The organism is Xenorhabdus entomophaga, assembly GCF_037996725.1.
Classification (GTDB): Bacteria; Pseudomonadota; Gammaproteobacteria; order Enterobacterales; family Enterobacteriaceae; genus Xenorhabdus; species Xenorhabdus khoisanae.
Window position 1 is genome coordinate 1 of the sequence record NZ_JBBMXH010000079.1, and the last position, 23,639, is coordinate 23,639.

Sequence of the window (23,639 nt, forward strand, 5' to 3'; positions counted from 1 at the left end):
TATTCGCCGAAAACAACGGTTTGCGAGCATGGATATTAACTATTTGGATAAGGTATTAGTTGCAGGGTTTAAGGCGTTGGGCAAGAAGTGAACATTCACGCTCTTGCCCTGCTATTTTATTAAAGAACGCGATCCTAAATATAAGAACGCAACAATCAAAGAAATTATTCTTGAGATGTACAAATATGCTGATGCGTTAACCATGTCAGCGAAAAAAGATCCATTATTAAACATCGGTGGATTGGTATGTATTAAAAATGATGAAAATACCTTTACCTTAGCAAGACAACGTTGTGTTCCTATGGAAGGATTTGTCACTTACGGTGGACTCGCTGGGCGTGATATGGCTGCAATGGTTCAAGGATTAGAAGAAGGAACGAAGGAAGAATATCTGCATTATCGTATCGGTCAGGTGAAATATCTGGGAGATCGTCTGCGGGAAGGTGGCATTCCTATTCAGTACCCTACTGGCGGACATGCTGTTTTTGTTGACTGTAAAAAATTAGTTCCTCATATTCCCGGCGATCAGTTCCCTGCTCAGGCTGTTATTAATGCACTTTATCTGGAATCAGGTGTGCGTGCGGTAGAAATCGGCTCTTTTCTTCTGGGACGCGATCCGGCAACAGGAGAACAGAAACCTTCTGCTATGGAGTTTATGCGATTGACTATTGCTCGCCGGGTGTATACCAATGACCATATGGATTATATTGCAGATGCACTAATTGGCCTGAAAGATAAACTCTCAACCCTTAAAGGGCTTGAATTTGAATATGAGACTCCGGTATTAAGACACTTTACGGCCAGATTAAAACCTATCAAATAACCATCATTAATAATGGCTCTCGTGAAGTACGAGAGCCTCATCCTTATTCTATTAAGGAAATAACAATGAGCCATTTAATTAATAAAGAACCCTCAATTATTGTGGGAGGTTTTGTGCTGGGTGGTGCAATGATAGGGGCCGGAATGTTTAGCTTACCGACCATAATGTCAGGCGCTTGGTTTATTAACTCTCTTTTGGTTTTACTTATTGTTTGTTTTATTATGTTTCATTCCGGGATATATATTCTTGAATGCACATCAAAATATGGAGCAGGAACAAATTACTTTTATATTTCAAAAGAATTGTTACCAAAATGGGCATGTTATACTGCTAATATATCATTAATTTTTGTTTTGTATATATTAATGTATGCCTATATTTCTGCTGCTGGCTCTGTTATTTATGGCGCTTCACATCTCTATGGGTGCAATATCAACCTGAGAACGATATTTATTATGTTTTCCATTGTTCTCGGTGCAGCTATATGGTGGAGTGGAACATGTGCAAGCCGGCTTACGTCACTATTTCTTTTTATTAAAATAGTGCTTTTTGTATTGGCTTTTTCGGGCTTGTTTATACAAGCAAAAAGCGCATTACTTTTTAATTTTTCGGTAGAAGGAAGTAACCAGTTAGCATTGTATCCTTTTGTTTTTATAGTTATTCCATATGCGATTACTTCATTTGGTTATCATGGGAATGTGTGTAGTTTGTATAAAATTTACAATCAAAATGAAAAAAAAGTGATAAAAAGTTGTGTTATCGGATGTGTTCTGGCGTTGATCATTTATCTACTTTGGATGATCGGCACTATGGGAAATTTACCAAGGGAACAATTTATTACCATTATTAACAAAGGAGGTAACTTAGATGCGTTTATTGATTCCCTTTATACTGTGTTAAATAGTGATTATATCGAAACATTTTTATTATGGTTCTCAATCAGTGCGGTCTTTTGCTCATTCTTAGGCGTTGCAATTGGATTATTCGATTATATATTGGCCACGCTTAATTTTAAGGATAATTCTGGCGGAAGATTTAAATCAGCACTGATTTGTTTTACTCCTCCTCTGTTGTTATGTATGTTTTTTCCAAACGGATTTTTAATTGCTATTGCGTATGCTGGTATGGCAGCTTGCATTTGGGCGATTATTTGTCCGGCAGTGATGGTATTAAAAGCCCGAAAAAAGTTTTCTGAATCTGGTTTTAAGGTATGGGGTGGTAAGGGGTTAATTTATACAGTCATTGCATTTGGTATATTCGGTATTATTTGCCAATTATTGGCCCAGTTTAATTTATTACCTATTTATCGCTGATTGATATAGCCGTTAATAAACCTGCGTAGTGTCGGTAGACATCAATAAATTGTTGCTGTTTATTGGCATCGCACTCATGGATTTCTTGTAGTTGAAACCCTGACGATGAAACCATTTTGTCATATTTGCAAGAATGAAAGTAATCTGCTAATCCGATCTGTAACTTCCGCTCCGTAAATATGAAATCCTCGATCCTCTTCACAGATTTGAATATTTTTTCCTGACAGGAACTCTGAAAGTTACATGCATGTATCTAAATTGCCTCTTATTTTTACATTTTTGCTACAAATTTGACTAAAATGCAACCATTAAATATATTAAATCATAGGTTATATCTTATACATTTAATCTATCCGGAGGTAGTGATGTCAGTACCAACGCTCAGGCATTTCATTAATGGTCAGTATATTGAATCTAAAGGTTCCGAATATTTTGATCTGGTAAGTCCGGTCACTGGTGAATCTTATGCGCGTTCTCCTAACGCGACCGCGGCGGATGTTGATGATGCTTATGCATCGGCCAAAGAGGCGTTTAAAATTTGGGGACGCAGCACACCCTCGGCACGTCAGCAGGCGTTGCTAGCGCTGGCTGATACGGTGGAAAAAAATGCTGAACGTCTGATTGAGTCGCAAAGCCGCAATACAGGCCAGCTCAAGCACCTGATTGCCTCTGAAGAGATTGCAACATCGGTGGATCATATCCGCTTCTTCGCTGGTGCAGCGCGCTTTTTGGAAGGCAAAGCTACGGCTGAATATCTTTCTGGTATGACTACCAGTATCCGGCGTGAGCCACTGGGCGTAGTAGGGCAGGTTACCCCGTGGAACTATCCGTTGATGATGGCGGTGTGGAAGATAGCACCTGCTCTGGCAGCAGGTAACGCCGTGGTGCTTAAGCCGAGCGATACTACGCCGGAGAGTACTCTGTTGCTGGCTGAATTGTCCGCTCCGTTCTTCCCTGCCGGCACCTTCAATGTGGTTTTGGGTAATGCCAGTGCGGGTGCTCTGGTAGTTTCACATAGAACGCCGGCTATGGTTTCCATCACCGGTTCCGTACGCGCAGGTTTGCAGGTTGCTTCTTCGGCAGCGGCTAATCTCACCAGAGCGCATCTGGAGCTGGGTGGCAAAGCGCCAGTCGTTATTTTTGCCGATGCGGATATAGACAAAGCGGTAGAGACCATTGTTACCGCAGGGTACTTCAACGCCGGTCAGGATTGCACGGCGGCTTCACGTGTGCTGGTGCATGAATCTGTTCACGATATCCTCGTCACTAAACTGGTGGCGGCAGCTAAAGCCACCCGTTTTGGCGATCCGGAAGATAAAGAGGCGCTGTATGGGCCGCTGAATAATATTCGCCAACTGGAGCAGGTCAAAGGATTCATTGAGCGTCTGCCCGCTCATGCCCGTATTGAAGCCGGAGGTCGTCAGGCCGATCGTTCAGGATATTACTTTGAACCTACGGTGATTACCGGTCTGGAGCAGAACGATGAAATGATTCAGACCGAGATTTTTGGCCCTGTTATCACAGTGCAGAAGTTCCTGACAGAGCAGGATGCTATCGAGAAAGCTAACGATGTGAAATACGGGTTGGCTTCCAGTGTCTGGACCCGCGACCATGGCCGCACATTGCGCCTGTCTCGTGAGCTTGATTTTGGAACTGTCTGGATTAACACCCATATTCCTCTTACGGCTGAGGCACCGCATGGCGGCTTCAAGAACTCTGGGTACGGTAAAGATTTGTCGGCTTATGGTTTCGATGAATATACGCGTATCAAACACGTGATGAGTTCCAACGACTAATACAGGACACCCATAATGAATCAAAATAGATCTTCGCGCGACATGGTGTCGCGCGCGCACCACGAGCTGTTTACTGACTGTGATATGGGGGCGATTGAGCGTTATTTTGCGCCGAATTTCATTGAGCATTCCCCGTTGGTCAAAGATGGCCTTGCCGGTCTGCGTGAACTGGTTCAGGCACATCCTGAGCTGCACCATGAAACGTATCGCGTACTACAGGACGGAGATCTGGTTGCTATCCACGGCCGTTTTACGGGGTTAGACGATCAGCCGTTGGTCGGTTTCGATTTATACCGGGTTGCCGATGGTTTAATCGTGGAGCACTGGGATGGCCTAGTGCCGCAGTGTGCGCCCAATGCCAGTGGCCGAACTCAGTTAGACGGCCCGACTGAAACGGGCCATAGCCATGACAGAGAGAAGAACCGCGAACTGGTGGTTAACTTTTTCACGCGTACCCTAGTCGAAGGGCACTATGATGAGTTTGAAAACTACACCAATGGTGAGGCGTTTCGCCAGCACAGCCCCGATATTCCCGATGGTACAGCTGCGGTCATTGCGTTTCTTAAGCAACTCAGGGATGAAGGGCAGGGCCTGCATTATGCAAAAATCCACCGTACAGTAGCCGACGGGCAGTTTGTTCTGACCCACTCAGAGGGGAGTATTGCCGGAGCACGTCACAGCTACTTTGAGCTATGGCGTGTCGAAAACGGCAAAGTGGCTGAGCTTTGGGATGCTATCTCTCCAGTACCAGAGGATGCGCAAGCGCTGCATCGCCACGGTATTTTTTAGCGTAGTTTGAAGACAGGCTGAAATCTCATGTCATTTCAATCAGGAATTAGAGAATGACAACATATTCCATCGTCTACGCACCACTCGATCAGGCTACCCGGACCGAACAGGTTGTGGAACGTTTAAGTAATGCGATCATCTCCGGGATATTACAGACCGATGAGCAGCTGCCTAACGAGAACGAGCTATCGCGACTGTTGGGTGTGTCACCGGTAACGGTTCGCGACGCCCTGAACACGCTGCGCGCCAGACAGTTGATCGATACTCGGCGCGGACGTTATGGCGGTAGTTTTGTGTGTCAGGTTCCCGTTGAGACAATGCGGAAATATCATCCGTTGCAGCTGATGGCTTCAGGCGAACTGGCAGATTTCAGCGAATTTCACTGTGCAGTGATCGGTCACAGCGCGAGGCTTGCGGCCCAACGTTCAACGCCGGGTGAACTGAAAAAGCTTGGGCAACTGATCGACAGCTTTGCGGCTGCGACGCAACCGGATGCTCGTATACAGGCAGATATGCGCTGTCTGTTAACTTTGGCATCTCAGGCACAGTCGGCCAGGCTTGCCAATCAGGAGCTGGAGATTCAGGTCGAATGGGCGCCTTTGATGGTGTTTCTGTACCGAGAGGCTGCCGTTCACCGCGAGGTTTCCGCCGCCTGGCATTCACTTCTGGCCTCTCTGTATAAGAGTGATGAGCTCGCCTGTTATCAGCTTGCGCAGAAGATGATTACCCGAATTACTGACCACCTGCTTGAATGCAAATTGCGTATGGATACTGACGCGCCATTCTTACGGGGATCTGATCGCGAGTAATGCGGCTGCATTCATCCCAAGAAAGGGGAAGGCATATGTACAACGACATACACGTAGAACGGGCCAGAAGCATTCTGGACGATATCTTAGTCGCGGCGCAGCAGGCCACCGCAGCTCTGGCAGATAAGGCCGCGCGTATTTTATTGGAACAGCCGTTATATCATTCGGAGGGTGTTCGTCTGGCGCGGGAGCAGCGCGGCGCATTACAAGAACATATCCACGATGTACTGCGTAACAACGCTTGGTGTAACGGGGCAGGATTTGCCAGCTATGCGGTAACGAAGACGGTTGGGGAGGAAGGCGGTTACTGGACGCTGGAGTGGTGGCGTCAGGAAGGGAATACCATTCAGTATGCGCAACTGGAACACAATCAGGAGCAGCGCAGGCGTCTGGATTTCCGGTTGTTTGAGTGGTTCCGGCAGCCGGCCAGTCGTCACCTTCCTATCATTGACGGCCCTTATGTGGATTATGTCTGCAACGGTGCTTACACAATTACAATAGCCCATCCGGTGCTTATCAATGAGGAGTTTGTCGGTGTTGCGGCGGTGGATATGCTGGTTTCGACGCTGGATCGGTTACTTCTGCCGGCTCTGGGCGCTATCGGTAAGCCCGCATTAATAATTAATGACGATGCGCGTGTCGTAACTTCAACAGTGCCGGGAGTACGTTCAGGTTCTCTATTGAAGAGCCAGGATGTTAACCAGTCGGCCGATGGGGAAGTATCGTCACTGCGTCTGGTGATCCTACCGTCATCACACACTGAATCACACAGGGCGTTTGTCTGCTGAAGCCCATTTATTCAGATTGCTGAGGAGTTTCTACTTTATGACTGAATCTATGTTAGCTAAAAGGCGCAGTGCGGCTATCGCAAAAGGCGTTGGCGTGACCACACAAGTCTATGTTGAGCGTGCGGAAAATGCTGAAATCTGGGATGTTCAGGGGCAACGCTATATTGATTTTGCCGCCGGTATCGCCGTGGTGAATACCGGTCACCGTCACCCGCGCGTCATTGCCGCAGCCAGAGAGCAGCTGGAACAGTTTACCCATACCTGTCATCAGGTCGTGCCTTATGAAAATTATGTAGCGTTAGCCGAACGGCTGAACAGTCTGGTGCCGGGTAATTTTGTGAAAAAGACAGTCTTTGTTACCACCGGGGCTGAGGCAGTAGAAAATGCTGTGAAGATCGCACGTGCCGCTACCGGACGCAGCGGTGTGGTGGCTTTCAGCGGTGCTTTTCACGGCCGTACCTTCCTCGGTATGTCATTAACCGGCAAAGTTGCTCCATACAAAATGGGATTCGGCCCGCTGGTTAGCGACGTTTACCGTGTCCCATTTCCGGTAGGATTGCACGATATCAGCGTAGAGCAAACGCTGAACGCGCTGGAGGATCTCTTCAAAACCGATATCGAGCCCACGCGCGTTGCTGCCATCATCATCGAACCCGTACAGGGAGAAGGCGGTTTCTATCCTGCGCCTCCTGAACTGCTCAAATCCCTGCGAGAAATTGCCGATCGCTACGGTATTGTTCTGATTGCCGATGAGATCCAGACCGGTTTCGCGCGTACGGGCAAACTGTTTGCCATGGAACATCATGAAGTTGCGGCCGATCTGACCACGATGGCAAAAGGTCTGGCGGGGGGATTACCGCTGGCGGCTGTAACGGGGCGAGCAGAGCTGATGGACGCTGTGGTGCCGGGTGGCTTGGGGGGAACTTATGGAGGTAATCCGGTGGCGATTGCGGCTAGCCATGCGGTGCTGGATGTGATCGAAGAAGAGAAGCTGGCTGCGCGTGCGACACAGCTGGGAGAGCGGTTAAAACAATGTCTGCATGAACTACGGCCGAGTGTCCCGCAGATCGCCGACGTGCGTGGGCTTGGGCTGATGATTGCGGTGGAGTTTAAGCGTGCAGACAGTCAGAAACCCGATGCCGGTTTTACCAACGCGGTACGTCAGAAATCGTTAGAGCGTGGACTGATTCTGTTGACGTGCGGTGTACACGGCAACGTGATCCGCTTTCTTCCACCGTTGACCATACAAAATGATGTTTTTGACGAGGCACTCAACATCCTGGAATCTGTGCTGCTCGATTTGAATCGTAAATAGGGAATGACTATTCTGCCGCGTAACCGGAGGCAACTAAGGAAGGATTCACCCAAAATGCGTGTGGCGGCAGGGGTAAACCGCTGGTTCACAAGGAGGATAACAATGCACTGGTATTTAAATGTATTAAAAAATTATACCTGCTTCAGAGGGCGGGCCCAGCGTAAGGAGTTCTGGTATTTTGTTCTGTTTCAGATCCTGGCTGTTCTTATCATTTCTTTTCTTGAAAGGCTGTTTGCTGTTGCCAATCCCGAAATTTATATGGGGTGGTTCAGTGCTATCTATCTGCTGCTCACATTTTTGCCCGCGCTGGCGGTAAATGCCCGCCGCCTGCACGATATCAACTGTAGCGCCCGGTGGCTACTGTTACATCTTATCCCGTTTGTCGGCACTGTTATCTTACTGATTCTCGCCACTCTGAAAGGGCAGGCGGGCAGCAATAAATACAGTTCAGAAAACCGGGTTCACTCACAGGGAAATACGCCGGGCCAGACTAACGGGTAATTTCCGGTCATAAAGGAGTGCTGAAATGGCAATGAACAGAAGAGATTTTATCTCTACTGCCGCGACTCTGGCAGGGGCGGGAGTACTTTCATCTATATTTCCTACTACATCTCTGCTCGCCCGGACCTTAACTGCGGTTGATGCTCCGGTCGTCAATATTGACCAACTCCGGCCGATGCTGTTGCAGGATGCACAGCACAGAACCAGTCGGTTAGGGCTAGATCCGCGCATCTGGAGTTGGCATAGAAGCATGGATGCTAAAACCATGCCAGCCAACTACTATGAGGCCTCTCTGGCTGATTGTCCGGCTTTTGGCAGTTTTTCCAGAGACCAGAGTTGTGAGGTTGTGGTCATTGGCGGCGGGTTGCTGGGCGCTTCCACTGCGCTGCATCTTGCTGAAGCGGGCGTGGATGTGATTTTAGTTGAAAAGGATAACATTGGTTCGGGAGCTTCTGGCCGTAATGGGGGACAGATAACCCCCGGAATTGCCCGCTGGTCGGCGGAAACCATGCTGGAAAGATTTTCACCCGATGAGGCCAAACGCTTATGGCGTTTTGCATCGGTTGAAGCGATGAATCTTGTGGATGAACTCCGCGAGCGTTACGGTTTTGAATGTGATCGCAAATATGGTCATATTACCGCAGCGATACACCCAGGCCATATGGGGCCATTGGTAGCTAATGCCGATGCCCGGCGTCAGCTGGGAGATACGGCGGTGAAGGTGATTGGGCCACACGAATTGCAGGAAGAGTATGTGCGTTCGGGTATCTATCATGGTGCCAATATCGACAGCATCGGTGGACAGGTTCAGCCTCTGGCACTGCTGCGAGGCCTGGTCTATGGCTTTGCCAAACTGGATGGACGAGTTTATGACGGCACGAAAGTGAAGGGCATCAGGCAAGATACCGGCGGCACAGTCATAGAAACTGAACGGGGAGTTATCAGGGCGAGTAAAGCCGTAGTACTGGGAGTGCATGGCTCCACTGGTGAGTTTATCTCCGGCCCTTCCACTACAGTTCCTTTTTTCACCTATGTGGCGGTAACTCCGCCGTTACCGGTGGATATCAAAGAGCTAATCCCGTCGGATTTGCCGGTCTACGATACACAGTTACAGATAGACTATTATCGCGCGGTGCGCGACAACCGCCTGCTGTTTGGTGGACAGGGCACCGGTAACTCCTGGTCACCACGTGATGTGAATAATTATTTGCTTGATCGTATCAGAACTGTGTTCCCGCATCTGGAAAAACCCGAACTGGAATACTCTTGGGGCGGGATTAGCGATCTGACCCTGAATGGTGCCACCGATGCCCGTAAAAGTGGTGACAGCGTCCCTGTATATATGGTGCATGGCTGGAGCGGTCATGGCGTAGCGCAGACAGTGCGCATTGGCAAAGCCATCAGCGACGATCTCACCGGACGCAACCACGACTTTACCATGCTTACCCGCATCGATCACATGAGTATTCCGCTGGGTTCCTATCTCTCTCCGGTAGCTATTCCATTAATTAAAGGCGCTCTGGGAGTGATAAGCACACTTAACCCGACAGAGATAGTTTCGTTCTGAGTGGCAGGTTTGCATTAACCGAGAAGTCACTATCATGTGCTCTACACTACCGTTACAGTAATTTTCCACAGGAGGCCGGAGAAAAACTCCGGTTCTGCCGTGCCGGAGATTATTCTCATTAAGCAAGTTCAGGAACGGTCGCGTATTCAATCTTTCGTCAACTTCGCAGATAAGCTGGACTTCGACATTATCCAACGGAAGTGTTGTTACGCGTCGCGGTTTGAGTTTTTTAAAACCCGGACGACGGAATTAATACTGATATGTAATGTGCGGGCAGTATCACGAATGCCTGAATTGTTCATAGCAAGGGCAACGACTTGTTCTTTTATACCCGCTTGGCACGCTCGATAGGCGTATTCAAGTTGAAAGGTTCGTTTGCAGGAAAAACAGCGATAGCGTTGATGTCCCGCATCGCCTTTACCGTGTTTTTTGACGAATTCAATTTGTTGACAAAACCGACATTTTACTTCAATTGCCGCCATTTAATCTCTCCGAAAAAATGGTGATTATACACAATCATCAACGGATTGAATACGTGACCCACAATGGAAGTGATCAAATTCAGAATTTACTCTTCAACAGTGAATTAAGTTCTGGGTTGTCCAATTTTGTGGTAAAAACAGGTGTATATTTTAGAAACAATATCCTTGTTAACCTTACGATCTGTGTTCTAACGATTGGTTATGAACGTATCTCACTGTATAAAAGGATAGACATTGAATTTTCAAGGGTTACAAGCAAAATACAGTCGTCTTTTTCAGGAAAGTGCCGCCTGGAAATTGTTAAGAGCTGATAATGCGCCTTACATTTTAGCTTTTTTAAGTAACCTGTTTTCTGAAAACAGTGAAGTTCCCTTCAGTCAGGCCCGCCTGTTACTTGATGAAGAATTAACACGTTGCCGGGAATTGGATATTTGGAAAACAGAAACGTCAGCAGGCACTTATCTTAATAAATGGATTAAAGAAGACTGGCTGCGTGAAATGAATGATGTTCTGACCAAAACGGATGCCAGTGAAATCGCTCTTCGTTTTGTTCAGGGACTTGATGAACGTAATTCGGGAACGACAGCATCTCATCTGAGAATTGTTCAGGATGCGGTCAGGGATTTTGCTGTAGCTATTAGCCCAAATATTAATGAACGAATCACACTTTTAGAATCCAAAAATGCAGAAATCCAGAGAGAGATAGATTCGCTGAAAGTAGGTGTTATTACTGAATTGAGTGACGCAGAGCAGCGAGAAAGAATTCGTGAAATATATCATCTGGCTTCTGTCTTAACGGGGGATTTTCGTCGTGTCGAAGATGAGATCCGTCGATTAGATCAAAACATTCGAATTCAAATTATTGAAGGAGACTCCACAAAAGGAAATATTCTGCTTTCCGTGTTGGAGAAAGAAAATTTATTATCCCAAACTGATGCAGGCAGCGCATTTGAAAGCTTTTTCCATTTGCTGTGTGATCAGCACAGAACAACGGAATTACGGGAGCAACTTCGTAGTATTTTAAGCCGCTCGGTTGCAAAGCATTTAACTCCTCAACAGCAACAGTTTCTCAATCGATTAATGAGAGAACTGAGTCGAGAGAGTGAAAGAGTTTTTCAGATCAGACGCCGAATAGAAGAAAGCTTACGTGCTTATATAGAAAGTGGTTATGCTCAGGAAAATCAGGCAGTAGAGAGGTTACTTAATCGATTGGAAAAACTGGCTATTGAACTGAAAAATGCAGGATGTCATTTACAAACAGAAACCACCCTATCACTGCCTACAGGTACAGCAACAATAAACTCTCCTGACAACATGCTACTCAAATTACCTGATGAAAAACTCAATACTTCCGGTGTTGAGGAGAACCTAAACTCCAGGACGCCAAGTACTCAGATGTTGGAATGTCTTGATACAGTTCAAGTCAGGTTAATTGCTGAAAAGATCCTGACCACATTAAAAAAATATGGGCCAATGACGATAGCTTCTATTGTGATTCATAACCCTATTAGTGCAGGACTGGAAGAATTAGTTGCCTATCTGAGAGTGGCAAAATCGATTGGCATGGTGTCATTGGAAGAAAATGAATCAGTAGAGATCAAGGATAAACAGGGCGTTAATTTGCGGGCATCCATTCCGACTTTCCTTTTGAGTGCCGATCTATTTCCCGACAATTTGGATGAGTTAACCCTTTAAGTTATCTGGCTAGAAAATGGGTATGAAATATGAGCGAATCTAAGAAAGAAACCAGTTTTTTTGATCAGTTAATAAGAAATCATACACAGTCAGAGCGTTCCTCCAATACTCCTGACACAGAGTTAAATACAAACTTTTCATTTGAAGAAGCACTTTCTGATGCCCCTGTATTGAAAGAAGAGAACCTCCATTCTGATGTATTGAATGATACGACAGATAATAAAAGCATGTCTGTTGAAGCTCGTCAGGTATTAGTCACTTTATTGCGTCATGGTGTCGTATTGTCTTCGCAGAAGATAAAACTTTTTGCCTCTCTTTGTCGCTATCAAAATGATATTCGTAAATATTTATCAGAAATTTATCTGAAATTAGTTCTGGATGAGAGATCCGGAGTTGCGTTTATCGCAAATATTAATGATGAAAAAGATAAAGAATCTTTGGGAATGGATGATGATGAAGAGGCTCTATCTATCATTAGCCGGAGAACGCTTTCTCTATATGACACGTTACTGCTGTTGGTACTTCGCAAGCATTATCAAGAGCGGGAATCTTCCGGTGAACAAAAAATTATCATTGATATAGAACGGATTGAATCCAATCTGACGCCATTTCTGCCATTAACCAACAGCACAAATCTGATCGTAAAAAACTCAATGGCGCCTTGACTAAAATGGTGACTAAAAAAATATTGAGTTCGGTACGAGGAAGTGATGATCGTTTTGAAATCACACCAATTATTCGTTATGTCGTTAATGCTGAGTTTCTCGAAAAAATGCTCGGAGATTATCTCAACATGGCAAATGAAAAAGGTATAGCTCCCGGCGGCGGCATAAATAATGATGGAGAAACAGGAGATGACTATATTGACTAACTCATTAGTACATACGAACCAGATCAGATTGGCTGAACTCTCCGTATATAACTGGGGTTCATTCAATGGACTACACACCGCGCGGATTGATGAGGCAGGAACATTAGTTACAGGGGACAATGGTTCAGGAAAATCAACGTTTATAGATGGGTTAATGGCTTTGCTGCTTCCCGCAGGCAGAGCGACGTTCAACGTTGCAGCAGCACAGGGGGATCGTACTGACCGAACCTTAATTTCCTATATGCGGGGGAGTTTTGGTTCTGCCCATGATGGTGCCGGCACGAAAGTCAGAAGTAAACGCGAATCTGCCGTAGTGACCGGCCTCAGAGCGTTATATCGGGGTGATGACGGTACAGAAATCACACTGGCAGCACTTTTCTGGAACAGTAAACCAACCAATGCTCTGTCAGATGTAACACGGGTTTATGCCATTGCCAAAAGAAACCTGACGCTGAAAGAAGTTCTTGATGCATTTGGTGAAGGTAATGTGCGGGCACTCAAACAGTGGCTCCGTACTGATCCTGCCATAACATGCTGTGATGACCGATTCTCTGAATATCAGGAGTTATACCGAAAACTCTTGTGTATGGATAATAAAAACGCGCCGGCATTGCTTTCACGGGCATTGGGTTTGAAAAAGATTGATGATCTGACCGAGTTGATTCGTGAATTAGTGCTTGAACCCAGCACCGTTAAGGATGATGCCAGAAAAATAGTGGAAGAATTTTCCGATCTCGTTGCTATACATAGCCAACTTGTGGATACCAGAGCACAAAGGGATCATTTAGCTAAATTACCCGAGCTGAATGCTGGTCTGGAAAAATCAACGAAAGATCTGGAAAAGCTGACAGCAGAGAAAAATGGATTATCTGCCTATTTGGGTGAAATTTTTGCGCAATTGTGGAACGAAAAAATTATTGATATTGAAGCACAGCTGCGAGATATCCGCCAACAAATAGAACAGGCTGAGATACAAGAGAGGGATACTCATGAGTTGGTTGAGCGAAGACACGAAGAATATCTCCAGCTTGGTGGCACTAAAATAGAGTCACTTCGCAAAGAAATTCAGCATACTCAAGATCAATTAAAAAGGATTATTCGGGGATCCTCACAATATCAGGACAATGTTAAAGCGCTTGACCTTCCTTCCACGCTGGAACATACCGTATTTGTTCAGAACCAATCTACTGTTGCAAGCAGGTTTACCAATATTCAGGCAGAGCAGGAAAAATATGAGCAACAATTCGGTACCATCAGTGGGGAGTTCAGCCAGTTACAGGGAAAAATAAAATATATTTCTCAGGAAATCAGTGAAATAGAGTCAAGACCTAACTCTAATATTGATGTGAAATATCAGCAGCTTCGGGATGAGTTGGTTAATTCCCTTGAATTAAACAAAGATGACTGCATCTTTATTGGGGAATTAATTGATGTTCAGGAGCATGAAAAAGCGTGGCAGGGAGCAATCGAAAGAGCTTTGGGAGGACTGCGCACAACACTTGCTATCCCACATCACTGCTACTCAATGGTGACGCACTGGCTGAATGCCCGTCATACTGGTTTGCACGTGAGAGTCCAGGTTGTCACTGATATTCAGGGTAACGCTGTCGAATTTAAACCAAATGGTTATTTGAGAAAATTAGCGTGGCGGGAACATCCTTATCGGGAATGGCTCAAACATCATCTCTTGCGCTTTGATCTGCAATGTGTCGATGATACGGAAGAGCTAGACAAAACACCGTATTCAATGACACAGCAAGGGTTAGTGCACATGGATAAAGGGCGTTTTGAGAAAAAAGATCAGTACCGGATTGATGACAGAAGACGCTGGTATTTAGGTTTCTCAAATAAATCACGTTTATCCATTCTTAATCATGACAAAAATAATTTCATACAGCAGTTGTCTGCGATTGAAAAGCAGGTCAAAGAAGCGCGGGAGGCGTTGAATTCCATTGTTAATATCAAAATATTGCTGGAAAAAGTGCAGAATTATCGATGGGATGATATCAATGCACCGTACTGGCATGACAAGCTTTTAGCTCTGGAAAAAGATCTTGAAGTACTGGAGCAATCCAGCGATTCACTTGAAAAAGCAATGGAACGCTGGGAATCAGCAAAAAAACAATTATTCCAGATCCAGTCAAGATTAAAAGGGCTTAACGAACAATCGGGGGCGGTTAACTCGACATTAAATGCAGCCAAAGGGGAATGGAGAAAAGCACAGGCTAAAACATCGAGAGGGATATCCGATATCACGCGGCAGTGGTTAATCACACGGGTGGGTAAGCTGCATGCGGATGTATTGGATCGGGAATCAGAATTGGTCTCTCAGATTGAAGAAAAACTGGAACGCCAACTGGAAAATAGCCGCAACAATAAAAACCGGGCGGAAAAATCCTCTGTCAGCATAATGGCTTCGTTTAGATCCCATGAAAAGTGGCAGATTTATGCGGTGGATTGGCAAACCGATATTAGCAGCTTGCCTGACTACCTTAATCATCTGCAACAGTTGGAAAGCGAAGGCTTGCCGAATCTTGTGGATCAATTTATTGAACGATTAAATAAACATGCCACCCAGTCAATGGCCACTATCAAAACAAAACTTGAATCTGAGCGTGAAGATATTCTTGAGAGAATAGACATTATTAATCAGGTGCTTAATCGTACAGAGTTTCGTTCAGGTACTCATTTGAGGTTGGGAAGCAAAAGGGAAAAATACCCACATGTCCAGGAATTCGATCGGCTTTTACTGAAAGTATTGAGTAAAGTGACGAGCGATGATCATGAAGGACGGTTCCGTGAACTGTCTGACGTGGTTTTCATTCTTGATAAAGCCAGCGCTTCCGGGACATCCACGACATTGGAAAGCCTGAGATTGCTTGATCCTCGTTATCAGATGGCATTTTATGCTGAAGAGATTGATGCTACTACCGGTGAGGTTCGTGACGTGCTGGAGTCATCCAGTGGTAAATCGGGAGGAGAAAAAGAATCTTTTGCTGCCACGATTGTGGCTGCTAGTTTAGCATATGTATTAACCCCAAATGGTTATGACAGACCCGTTTATTGCACTGTATTTCTGGATGAGGCTTTTTCAAATACAGCAGAATCTGTGAGCCGGCGTGTACTCCGTGTATTCCGGGAACTCTATATTCACGTTAACCTGATTACCCCTTATAAAAATCTGAACTTAGCAAGAGAATCAGCGCGTTCTTTATTGATTGCCGAACGAAATCAGGAACATCATGACAGCCATCTTTGTGAAGTTACCTGGGAAGAAATTGACAGTATCATGGGTGAGGAAAAAAGGAACAAATTAGCAGCTGAAATGTATGAATTCGGCATTAAAATTGAAAACTGACATGTAAAAAAATATGCAAAAAGCACCACAAACATATTCCTGGGGGTTATTACCCACTCAGGTGACAGAGATAGTCAGAAAAAGAGAATGGGATAACCTGTCTTCCTTAAAGGCACGTCTGTTGGGGGCTAAACCATTCCCCATTCGTATTAGCTTAAAACCTCCTAGTGGTGCTTTTGCATTATCAGATTTGGCACATTTTCAGCGAGTTGTCAGTGAATGGAAATCATTTCCTCATCAAGAAATGGTGTTGTGGTCAAGTAAGAGATTTCGTGAATTATCTGAGCAAGTTATTCCCATTTGGGTTGTGATTGAATCCATGCAACAGCTTATAGAGTTTTTAGGTAAGAACGCTATCCACCGGAGTGTTATATGGGAAAGAAATATGAAGCCCTTTTTACACATTAATGAAATACTTTATCCGGCATTAATCAAAAATATCGAGATCGTAGAAAAAATTACGTTGAAAGAAGCAAAATTACTGGCGAAATTACTTCCACAATTAAAACAAGGGCTGGGGAAAGGACAATATCTGCGGGCGCTTCCCATAATAGGCATTGATACCAAATTCTTGGAGAGTCACCTGCTCTTATTGGAAGAACTGGTTGATACGCTTCATGGAGGCGCGGTTTCTGAGGTTGGCGGGCTGGTGGATTGGTTAGCGTGTCAGACGAATCCCAAAGGCTGGCTGACAGTCAGACCACTTTGTCCTCATGTTGCTGACGCGCTGGGTGGGTTACGCATCCTCCAATTACCTTATGAATTGCTGAAAGAGTATGAATTGCCAGCATCGAATATTCTGGTGGTGGAAAACCTGCAATCAGGTTTAGCATTACCTGATATGTCGGATACGGTGGCGGTTATTGGGGGTGGAAAAAATATTGCCTGGATGGATGCCTTATGGTTGAAGAAAAAACGAGTTGGCTATTGGGGAGATATTGATACTTGGGGGCTAACCTTTTTAAGTGATGCCAGAGGTAAATGTGCCGGACTTGAATCAATCATGATGGACATTAACACGGTTAAGATGCACGAGGATAGAATGGGAATTGAGGGTAAGCCCACTGAAGTTGTTCCTGCTTTTCTCAGTGAAGAAGAAATTGATTTATTTAATGCACTGATTTCCGGTCGTTTTCCATCTTCCCGTCTGGAGCAAGAACGTTTGTCATCAGATTACATTAAACATCAGCTCACTGATTGGTTAACAAAATAGAACCTGCCCAAGAAGGCGATTAATAACAGATAATACAGAGAGACGTATTGTGGCAAAGAAAGAAAAAAGGCCTTCCCATGACGCGTTATTCAAACATTTTTTAACGCGTCCTGAAACGGCTAGGGAGTTTTTATCCTTTTATCTTCCCGAAGAAATTCAGCTATTGTGTGATTTAACCACATTGAAATTGGAACCCGGCAGTTTTGTGGATCGGCATTTACGTCAACTACACAGTGATGTGTTGTACTCGGTTGAGATGGTCCAGGGACAAGGTTATATTTATTGCCTGATTGAACATCAGTCAACCCCTGACCCGTTGATGGCTTGGCGGTTGATGTATTACACGATGTCAGCGATGGCGAATCATCTGAAAAAAGGGCATACTGAACTTCCTTTGGTGGTACCTTTGCTGTTTTATCATGGTGAGGTTCGGCCTTATCCTTACTCAAATCGGTGGCTGGATTGTTTTACACAGTCCGAACAAGCTTCTCACTTATACAATCAGGCGTTTCCTTTGGTGGATGTCAGTGTGCTCAGCGATGAAGAGATCCTGACGCATAAAGGCGTTGCCCTGATGGAGCTGGTGCAAAAACATATTCTATGTCGAAATACGTTTATTCAGTCAGGGCTAATCATTAACAATCATTCGTAGTCACGGATTTAAATTTAACATTTTGAATTATAAGTTAATTTATTTATTTTTTGTCTTTGATTGTCAGTGGCAGTCACGGATATTCACCCTATTATCATGAGAAAAATGTACATCGCTGTGTACATGAACTACATTAAAAGCTGTATTGTTTTTTGAGGAAAGTGATATGGCTATTACTGATTCATGGCTCCGTTCTACCAACGGCAAGCCCCAAGAGAAAATGACCACTAAGACAGACAGGGATGGCCTGTCTGTTCGTATTACCCCTAAAGGGAAAATCATATTCCAATTTAGATATCGCTGGAACGGCAAAGGGGATCGGGTTGATATTGGCACGTATCCAGCAACCAGCTTAAAAGATGCCCGTGATCTAGTAATCTTTTATCGCGGGGAGCTTGAACAGCACCGCAATCCTAAAGTAGTTAAGCGTGTTCGTAAAGAATCAGCATTAAGTGCTGTCATTGTAGAAGGACTTATACGGGATTGGTGGAAAGCAACAATGCAAGGATCAAAGGTTAATGCTGATCAGGTATTGCGCTCTTTCGAAATCTATGTTTTCCCCAAAATTGGTAAATTACCTCATGATGAAGTCACGCTTTATGTGTGGCTTTCTTTAATTGAAGATATTTCCAGACAGGTGCCATCAATCGGTGAGCGCATACTGACATATTCCAAGAGAGCACATAAGTGGGCGGTTCGGCGAGGAATAACCAATCTAACCCCATTATCTGACGTAGGAATAAGTGATTTAGGTGGAAAAAATGTAGGTGACGATATTAATCTTGATTCTGATGCGGGGGAAAGGGCGTTAAGCGAAGAGGAGTTAATGGTGCTTTTCCAACTTATTAGTGCCCCTGAATATAATCCACGCAATACGCTAATAATAAAATTGAGTCTTTTATTTGGATGCCGCATCGGCGAGTTATTGAAAGCTAAGGTTAATGATTTTGATTATGAAAAGAATATTTGGATAATCCCTCCCGCTAACCATAAAACAGGAAGGAAAACCAAGAGGCCCATCATCAGGCCGATTATTCCAGCGGCGAAGGAATTAATTGAGCAAGCAAAAAAATTAAACCTGGGAAGTTCATATTTATTTGTTGTAGGTAATGGAAAGCCATTTTCACGGGGAAGTTACACCAACATAGTCTCAACTCTCAATAAAGAAATGTCCAAATATTTTGGTGAGTCTTATGTCTCTTGGTCAATCCACGACTTACGCCGAACCATGCGCACCGGAGTATCTGAATTAACACCACCTCATGTGGCCGAAATCATGATCGGGCATAAACTGCCGGGTATATGGCAGGTGTACGATAAGCACACCTACCTAAATGAGCAGAGAGAGGCATATGAGCGCTGGTGGGATAAACTGACTAAAATTGTTTCCCGTCCTCCCAGTCAAAAATGTCCTGCCGTAGAAAGTTAAGCTGGTCAGATTTAAATCTGGGTTTTGGGAAGCCTTCTCGTTTTTGCTTCCCATTGCCACACCACAATCTTATCGTGTGTGGTTTTACACCATACCGATCCGCCAGTTCCTTTGTTTTGATGTAGGGTGATTCTGTCATTGCCCAACTCCTTTCCGATATCCGTTAATCAAAATCATTTTTGCCACCATTGCAGGTGTTGCCAAGTCACTGAGTGTTGCTTCAAGAATAATGGTGTACAACTCTGTCGTGAGAATATCGTCCAAGTTTTTTGGCCTCTCAGAGTAGGGAACCTCATCGGGTATCCCGTTCATGACGTCGATAGTCAGCTCAGCGATTTCCGTTTCTCCCCGTTCTGGCTTACGGTATCCTGCTTTCCATACTGCATCGGTGATGTCAGCCGGATCGCCCCAGACCGAGGCGATAATTTGAGTGAGGTGGGATGCGTTATTGGTCATTTCTAGCTCTCCATCCCGCCGAAAAAAGTTGAAAATATTTTTTAGTGTAACTGCTGAAATATTCACCACTTTGATATTTAACTAATAAATTGGTATTAAATTGAGGACTGTTAGTGATAAATTTCTCAAACTCTGCTTGGCATAAAGCTGATTTTTTTCTTTGTTCATCCGCCTTCTTCAACAACCAATCCGTCCACTCGCGCCCATCATCAATGTGACCGGGTAAACCAATGTCGTTCTGTGCGTTATCGATGCTGATCATTATTTCCTGCCCCTCTTACCGTTCTTCAATGGTGTTATCTTCACGTCTGCCACTTTGGGTGCTGGTGGCAGAGGAGGGCAAATGCCCTCGTGAATGTGCTGATTGCGTCTCATGGTGTGGATATGCCGCTGTGTGTGATCCCTGCCATCGTCGATGTGGACTACCGTTCTGACCAGTTCGTCGTTGATGTCCACCCTCTGGCGGTGCTCCTTAGTCACGGCCTGCCTCCCTGCAAATGATTTTGTAGGCACGCATCATGTGGTTCGCTTTACCTGTGATCGTGGTCTTTCTGAAAAGCACACCGACGGAAGAAGCCCGAACAGGTGTAGCTAACAGGGCGGCATCAACACAACGATGGTGCTTACGGCGTTCGGTAATGAAACTGACAATGATGATTTGCGCCGTGCTGCCTTTGTCCTGATAGTCGATTTTCATTGAAACATCCCCTTAGCTGCCAGCGCATCGCCCATGTCGTTGATCATGCTCTGCCATATCTCACGCCCGTAGCCCGTCAGGTAGCCATTGACTGCGCATTTTTCCATTAGATTAATGGCTATTACTTCCCATGCCGGGTAATTCTGCTGTAGGGCTTCCAGTGCGTAACTGTCCACCAGTTCGCGAATACCTTTTACCCCATCGACAATAGCGACATTGATTTCTGTTTTGCCGACCTGCATCGTGAAGTGATCACCGCCATTACGGGTCGTTACATCGTGATAGATAGCGGCTGCATAGGTGTTCGCCAGTGCATTCAGACGAAAGTTTTTCGTTATCATGTAAGCCTCTTGTTAATGAATGACGGGTATTGCGCCAAACTCGCCAGCCTCTACCGCTTTGATTAAGTCATCGTGCAGGATAGAAAGCCCCTCGCGTCCTTTCTCAGATAACCGGTTGCCGTTTTCCGGCTGCATATTGATAAAATCCATATACATTCTGATCGCCATATCCACCCCTTCTTCACGACCGAACTGCTCAAAGGCGATCCCCTCAACATGGGTTGCTAACATCATGCGTTCTGGCAATGGGTATACAGTGATTGCCGATGTTCCATTAAGGTAAATAGCTCCGGTATCAGTCCCTCCCTGACCGTTATCAACCTCACGAGTGCCGTTTCTGTCTATTTGCTCTTGCACAAATGAGGCTGACACAACCCACCGCCATAACACCAAACTCTGTTCACTGGTTGGTTCATAAAAGCCCGCTTTCCAGCCATGAGTGATAGCCAGTACCAAATCAAAACCTAACAATAAGTCACGGTCATACTGACCCGCGTCCAACGCCTTTACCGCTTCCGCATAACTGATGATTTCGCTGTTCGCGGCCTCAGTGATAACAATCACGCCATACTTGCCGTAATCAAATTCTGTTTCAGTGTGATGCTTGCTCATTATTTACCCTCCGGGGTATAAATGGCTTTGTCGTGGTGGTATTCACCGTTCCATGATTTCTTCATGGGAAGTTCGCCTTTCATGTACAGGGCATACAGGCGGTGACAACCTTTCTCCAGTAACACGGCGGTGCGGGTGATAAAGGCGTCCTTTCCGCGAGGTGTTATCTCGTTTTCATCTTCTGTGAGATAGCGATCACGGGCATAGGAAGCGACCCGCCAGCGCGGCTTTTTCTCAGGATCTTTCTGCTCGTTGTAAAGCCAGTTGCGCTCCATTGCCCACCACATGATTTTGGCGGTATTCACCCCGTTCAGGCCTTTACAGAAAGCGGGAATGGTCATTCCTTTGGTGAAGTATTTCTCCAGACTGTCCACGGTGGCATTCAGGGTTTTGTTTTCCCCCTCAAGGCGCTCAACGTTCTCGGCATACACGGACAGCATTGAACGTAACTTCGCTGGGTTACTTAACAGCTCAGCCTCTGTGATGATGCTGTCGCGACGGGTAAAGTAGAATTCAGTCAGGTCGTCGAAGTAGTTCCATGCCTGATCAGTTTCCAGCATCTTGGAGTGGTTCGCTGCGCCGCGTTCTGTCCAGAGAGTGATGGTGGTTGAGTGTTTATTAACCGCGTCGCTAAATGATACGCGGAAGGCTGAAAGCTCATCGCCGGCAATCTGGAAGTAATGCTTCCCTTCAAAGAAGCGCGATTTGTTGCGGTTAAAGTTTTGGCGGATACGATCAACGGTTGTAGCATACCCCACAGCTAACTGTTCGGTGGTCACAACACGTTGACCGCGATATTCAACGATCTGCAATTCTTTAGCGGATACTGGAATTAATTCGTTTTTCTTGGTCATTATTTAACTTCCTTCATTTCAATTTTCATTCTTTTTGCTAAACGGCGCATAGCTCTATTAAGTGGCACTCTCATTTCTTCACCTTCTACCGGAAAATTAGAGAGGTATTTTTTCGAATTTAAATAATCTTGCTTTTTGTCTATTTCTAATCGCATTCCTTGCGATAGAGTCATTCCCATATAACCTTGTTGGGTTTTACTTCTTTTTCGTTTAGCCATTAGCTATCCGCCTGTCTTCTTTTGGGGTTCTTAATGCGTTGCTATAGTTGTTATGTAATGAATATCTTTTTTCGTTATGCTCTTGGCGATATTCAGCCCATAATTGAGTATTAAGACTGGTGGCTACATTTTTGGCCTTTCCCCAATATATGGCTGCAAGGTCGTACTTTTCTTCTTTCTCTTTTTGGATAGCAGCATTAGCAAAATCTAAATAGGTTTTCTTTGTCATGTTATTGGCTCCGTTTTCTTAGAAATGTGTTGTAATATTATTTCCATAAACGCATCACCTTCTATGGTTAAATTTCCGTGCTTGGTGTAAAAATTGTTGTATGACTCAATAAGAAGTTTCTCTCCTTTGACGGCTACCACATCTTCTTCAAATGGATTAATTAATGCTGTGTTTAATATTTCCTCGTCCAAATCCAGCCTGTAATTAAAGCCATCTACTTTTACAATTTCAGAGTAAGAACCATACTTTCTTTTTAAGGTATCTAGTTTGGCGTAAATAAATGCCTTTCGTTTTCTTTCAAGTAAAGTTGATGATGTCATTTTCTATTTCCTTTTTTCAGCGTGAGCGATTCCCCAGCGATGGCGCTGTAATTAAATTTGTATTGTTGTTTTTATTATTCTAATTCGGCTATTTGTATTTCTAATATAGCTATCTCTGCATCCAATAAATCCATTTCATGCATTGCTTTTGAATACTTTTTCTGTAGGGCTGCCTTTGCTTTCTCTCGCCTGATATCGGCTTTCATTTCTTCCAGTAACTGAGCATGCCGTCTTATGAACTCAGGTCGCATCTTTCCATTGCGCAATGCAGAAGTGCCGTCTTCCTGAATAATTTCTTCGGCAGGGAAGTTACTTTCTCTATCTTCCTCATTAAACTGCTTTTGCGCCCGAATATAAGCCAGTTTATTCAGGGCTGCTTTCTCACTCAGATAAGCCTTGCTATATAACTTTTCAAAATGGTAGGAGTGTCAAAGAAACTCAGTCCAAATTTTGCGAGTTTTGATTTTCCAGAAACAAAAAGGCAAAAAAGAGGACTGAGTTATGCTTATCT

23 protein-coding genes and 4 pseudogenes are annotated in these 23,639 nt (G+C 44.9%); 16 read left to right on the forward strand and 11 right to left on the reverse strand.

Annotated elements, in window-relative coordinates; genetic code table 11:
* Positions 1-112: 112 nt before the first annotated feature.
* The 9 genes and pseudogenes from AAC854_RS15655 to AAC854_RS15695 form a co-directional block, all read left to right on the forward strand.
* Positions 113-823, forward strand: a pseudogene (locus AAC854_RS15655) (tryptophanase); the annotation flags it as partial.
* A 65-nt stretch (positions 824-888) separates the two neighbouring features.
* Positions 889-2,136, forward strand: coding sequence for an aromatic amino acid transporter (locus AAC854_RS15660; protein ID WP_340617926.1), 1,248 nt, complete (start codon positions 889-891; stop codon positions 2,134-2,136).
* Between the two features lie 365 nt (positions 2,137-2,501).
* A complete protein-coding gene (locus tag AAC854_RS15665; RefSeq protein ID WP_340617927.1) occupies positions 2,502-3,932 on the forward strand; it encodes a gamma-aminobutyraldehyde dehydrogenase in 1,431 nt (476 codons plus the stop codon).
* Between the two features lie 15 nt (positions 3,933-3,947).
* On the forward strand, positions 3,948-4,721 hold the full coding sequence (locus tag AAC854_RS15670) for a nuclear transport factor 2 family protein (protein ID WP_340617928.1): 774 nt from the start codon (positions 3,948-3,950) through the stop codon (positions 4,719-4,721).
* Between the two features lie 53 nt (positions 4,722-4,774).
* The gene (locus tag AAC854_RS15675; protein WP_047964576.1) at positions 4,775-5,530 is read left to right on the forward strand and encodes a FadR/GntR family transcriptional regulator; all 756 of its coding nucleotides are present in this window, start codon (positions 4,775-4,777) and stop codon (positions 5,528-5,530) included.
* Positions 5,531-5,565: 35 nt separating this feature from the next.
* Positions 5,566-6,318 carry a cache domain-containing protein gene (locus AAC854_RS15680; protein WP_340617929.1) on the forward strand — a complete coding sequence of 251 codons (753 nt, stop codon included), beginning with the start codon at positions 5,566-5,568 and terminating at the stop codon, positions 6,316-6,318.
* Positions 6,319-6,355: 37 nt separating this feature from the next.
* Positions 6,356-7,633 (forward strand): 4-aminobutyrate--2-oxoglutarate transaminase, encoded by a 1,278-nt coding sequence (locus tag AAC854_RS15685; RefSeq protein ID WP_340617930.1) that lies wholly within the window; start codon positions 6,356-6,358, stop codon positions 7,631-7,633.
* A 102-nt stretch (positions 7,634-7,735) separates the two neighbouring features.
* Positions 7,736-8,134 (forward strand): DUF805 domain-containing protein, encoded by a 399-nt coding sequence (locus tag AAC854_RS15690; protein ID WP_340617931.1) that lies wholly within the window; start codon positions 7,736-7,738, stop codon positions 8,132-8,134.
* Positions 8,135-8,159: 25 nt separating this feature from the next.
* Positions 8,160-9,701, forward strand: coding sequence for an NAD(P)/FAD-dependent oxidoreductase (locus tag AAC854_RS15695; RefSeq protein ID WP_340617932.1), 1,542 nt, complete (start codon positions 8,160-8,162; stop codon positions 9,699-9,701).
* A 153-nt stretch (positions 9,702-9,854) separates the two neighbouring features.
* Here the strand turns inward: AAC854_RS15695 and AAC854_RS15700 are convergent.
* A pseudogene (locus AAC854_RS15700) lies at positions 9,855-10,183 on the reverse strand (IS1 family transposase); the annotation flags it as partial.
* A gap of 234 nt (positions 10,184-10,417) precedes the next feature.
* Between AAC854_RS15700 and AAC854_RS15705 the strand changes: the two are divergent.
* The 6 genes and pseudogenes from AAC854_RS15705 (at position 10,418) to AAC854_RS15730 (ending at position 19,401) form a co-directional block, all read left to right on the forward strand.
* Positions 10,418-11,878: a DUF3375 domain-containing protein gene (locus tag AAC854_RS15705; protein ID WP_340617933.1), complete on the forward strand. Its 1,461-nt coding sequence runs from the start codon at positions 10,418-10,420 to the stop codon at positions 11,876-11,878.
* A gap of 227 nt (positions 11,879-12,105) precedes the next feature.
* Positions 12,106-12,749: pseudogene (locus tag AAC854_RS15710) on the forward strand (DUF4194 domain-containing protein).
* Positions 12,733-16,107 (forward strand): ATP-binding protein, encoded by a 3,375-nt coding sequence (locus AAC854_RS15715; protein WP_340617934.1) that lies wholly within the window; start codon positions 12,733-12,735, stop codon positions 16,105-16,107. Before AAC854_RS15710 ends, AAC854_RS15715 begins: the two are co-directional and overlap by 17 nt.
* A 13-nt stretch (positions 16,108-16,120) precedes the next feature.
* Positions 16,121-17,320, forward strand: coding sequence for a DUF3322 domain-containing protein (locus AAC854_RS15720; protein ID WP_340617935.1), 1,200 nt, complete (start codon positions 16,121-16,123; stop codon positions 17,318-17,320).
* A 49-nt stretch (positions 17,321-17,369) separates the two neighbouring features.
* Positions 17,370-17,930, forward strand: a pseudogene (locus tag AAC854_RS15725) (Rpn family recombination-promoting nuclease/putative transposase); the annotation flags it as partial.
* Between the two features lie 208 nt (positions 17,931-18,138).
* Positions 18,139-19,401 (forward strand): tyrosine-type recombinase/integrase, encoded by a 1,263-nt coding sequence (locus AAC854_RS15730; RefSeq protein ID WP_340617936.1) that lies wholly within the window; start codon positions 18,139-18,141, stop codon positions 19,399-19,401.
* A 135-nt stretch (positions 19,402-19,536) separates the two neighbouring features.
* On the opposite strand, the gene AAC854_RS15735 is transcribed toward AAC854_RS15730, so the two are convergent.
* The gene (locus tag AAC854_RS15735; protein WP_340617937.1) at positions 19,537-19,857 is read right to left on the reverse strand and encodes a hypothetical protein; all 321 of its coding nucleotides are present in this window, start codon (positions 19,855-19,857) and stop codon (positions 19,537-19,539) included.
* Positions 19,847-20,119, reverse strand: coding sequence for a hypothetical protein (locus tag AAC854_RS15740; protein ID WP_340617938.1), 273 nt, complete (start codon positions 20,117-20,119; stop codon positions 19,847-19,849). The genes AAC854_RS15735 and AAC854_RS15740 overlap by 11 nt, the downstream gene beginning before the upstream one ends.
* On the opposite strand from AAC854_RS15740, the gene AAC854_RS15745 reads away from it, so the two are divergent.
* Entirely contained in the window at positions 20,109-20,291 is a 183-nt protein-coding gene (locus tag AAC854_RS15745; RefSeq protein WP_340617939.1) for a hypothetical protein, read from the forward strand. The genes AAC854_RS15740 and AAC854_RS15745 overlap by 11 nt on opposite strands.
* A 38-nt stretch (positions 20,292-20,329) precedes the next feature.
* Here the strand turns inward: AAC854_RS15745 and AAC854_RS15750 are convergent, their stop codons facing one another.
* From AAC854_RS15750 to AAC854_RS15785, 8 genes are all read right to left on the reverse strand, one after another.
* Positions 20,330-20,554 (reverse strand): hypothetical protein, encoded by a 225-nt coding sequence (locus AAC854_RS15750; protein ID WP_340617940.1) that lies wholly within the window; start codon positions 20,552-20,554, stop codon positions 20,330-20,332.
* Positions 20,551-20,895 (reverse strand): hypothetical protein, encoded by a 345-nt coding sequence (locus AAC854_RS15755; protein ID WP_340617941.1) that lies wholly within the window; start codon positions 20,893-20,895, stop codon positions 20,551-20,553. The genes AAC854_RS15750 and AAC854_RS15755 overlap by 4 nt, the downstream gene beginning before the upstream one ends.
* A gap of 12 nt (positions 20,896-20,907) precedes the next feature.
* Positions 20,908-21,507, reverse strand: coding sequence for a hypothetical protein (locus tag AAC854_RS15760; RefSeq protein WP_340617942.1), 600 nt, complete (start codon positions 21,505-21,507; stop codon positions 20,908-20,910).
* Positions 21,507-22,361 (reverse strand): ORF6N domain-containing protein, encoded by an 855-nt coding sequence (locus AAC854_RS15765; RefSeq protein WP_340617943.1) that lies wholly within the window; start codon positions 22,359-22,361, stop codon positions 21,507-21,509. The genes AAC854_RS15760 and AAC854_RS15765 overlap by 1 nt, the downstream gene beginning before the upstream one ends.
* Positions 22,361-22,579: a hypothetical protein gene (locus AAC854_RS15770; protein ID WP_340617944.1), complete on the reverse strand. Its 219-nt coding sequence runs from the start codon at positions 22,577-22,579 to the stop codon at positions 22,361-22,363. Before AAC854_RS15770 ends, AAC854_RS15765 begins: the two co-directional genes overlap by 1 nt.
* Positions 22,572-22,808 (reverse strand): ANR family transcriptional regulator, encoded by a 237-nt coding sequence (locus AAC854_RS15775; protein ID WP_340617945.1) that lies wholly within the window; start codon positions 22,806-22,808, stop codon positions 22,572-22,574. Before AAC854_RS15775 ends, AAC854_RS15770 begins: the two co-directional genes overlap by 8 nt.
* Complete coding sequence (locus AAC854_RS15780) at positions 22,805-23,128, reverse strand: hypothetical protein (RefSeq protein ID WP_340617946.1); 324 nt, start codon at positions 23,126-23,128, stop codon at positions 22,805-22,807. The genes AAC854_RS15775 and AAC854_RS15780 overlap by 4 nt, the downstream gene beginning before the upstream one ends.
* A gap of 74 nt (positions 23,129-23,202) precedes the next feature.
* Positions 23,203-23,334 carry a hypothetical protein gene (locus AAC854_RS15785; protein ID WP_340617947.1) on the reverse strand — a complete coding sequence of 44 codons (132 nt, stop codon included), beginning with the start codon at positions 23,332-23,334 and terminating at the stop codon, positions 23,203-23,205.
* Positions 23,335-23,639: the final 305 nt, after the last annotated feature.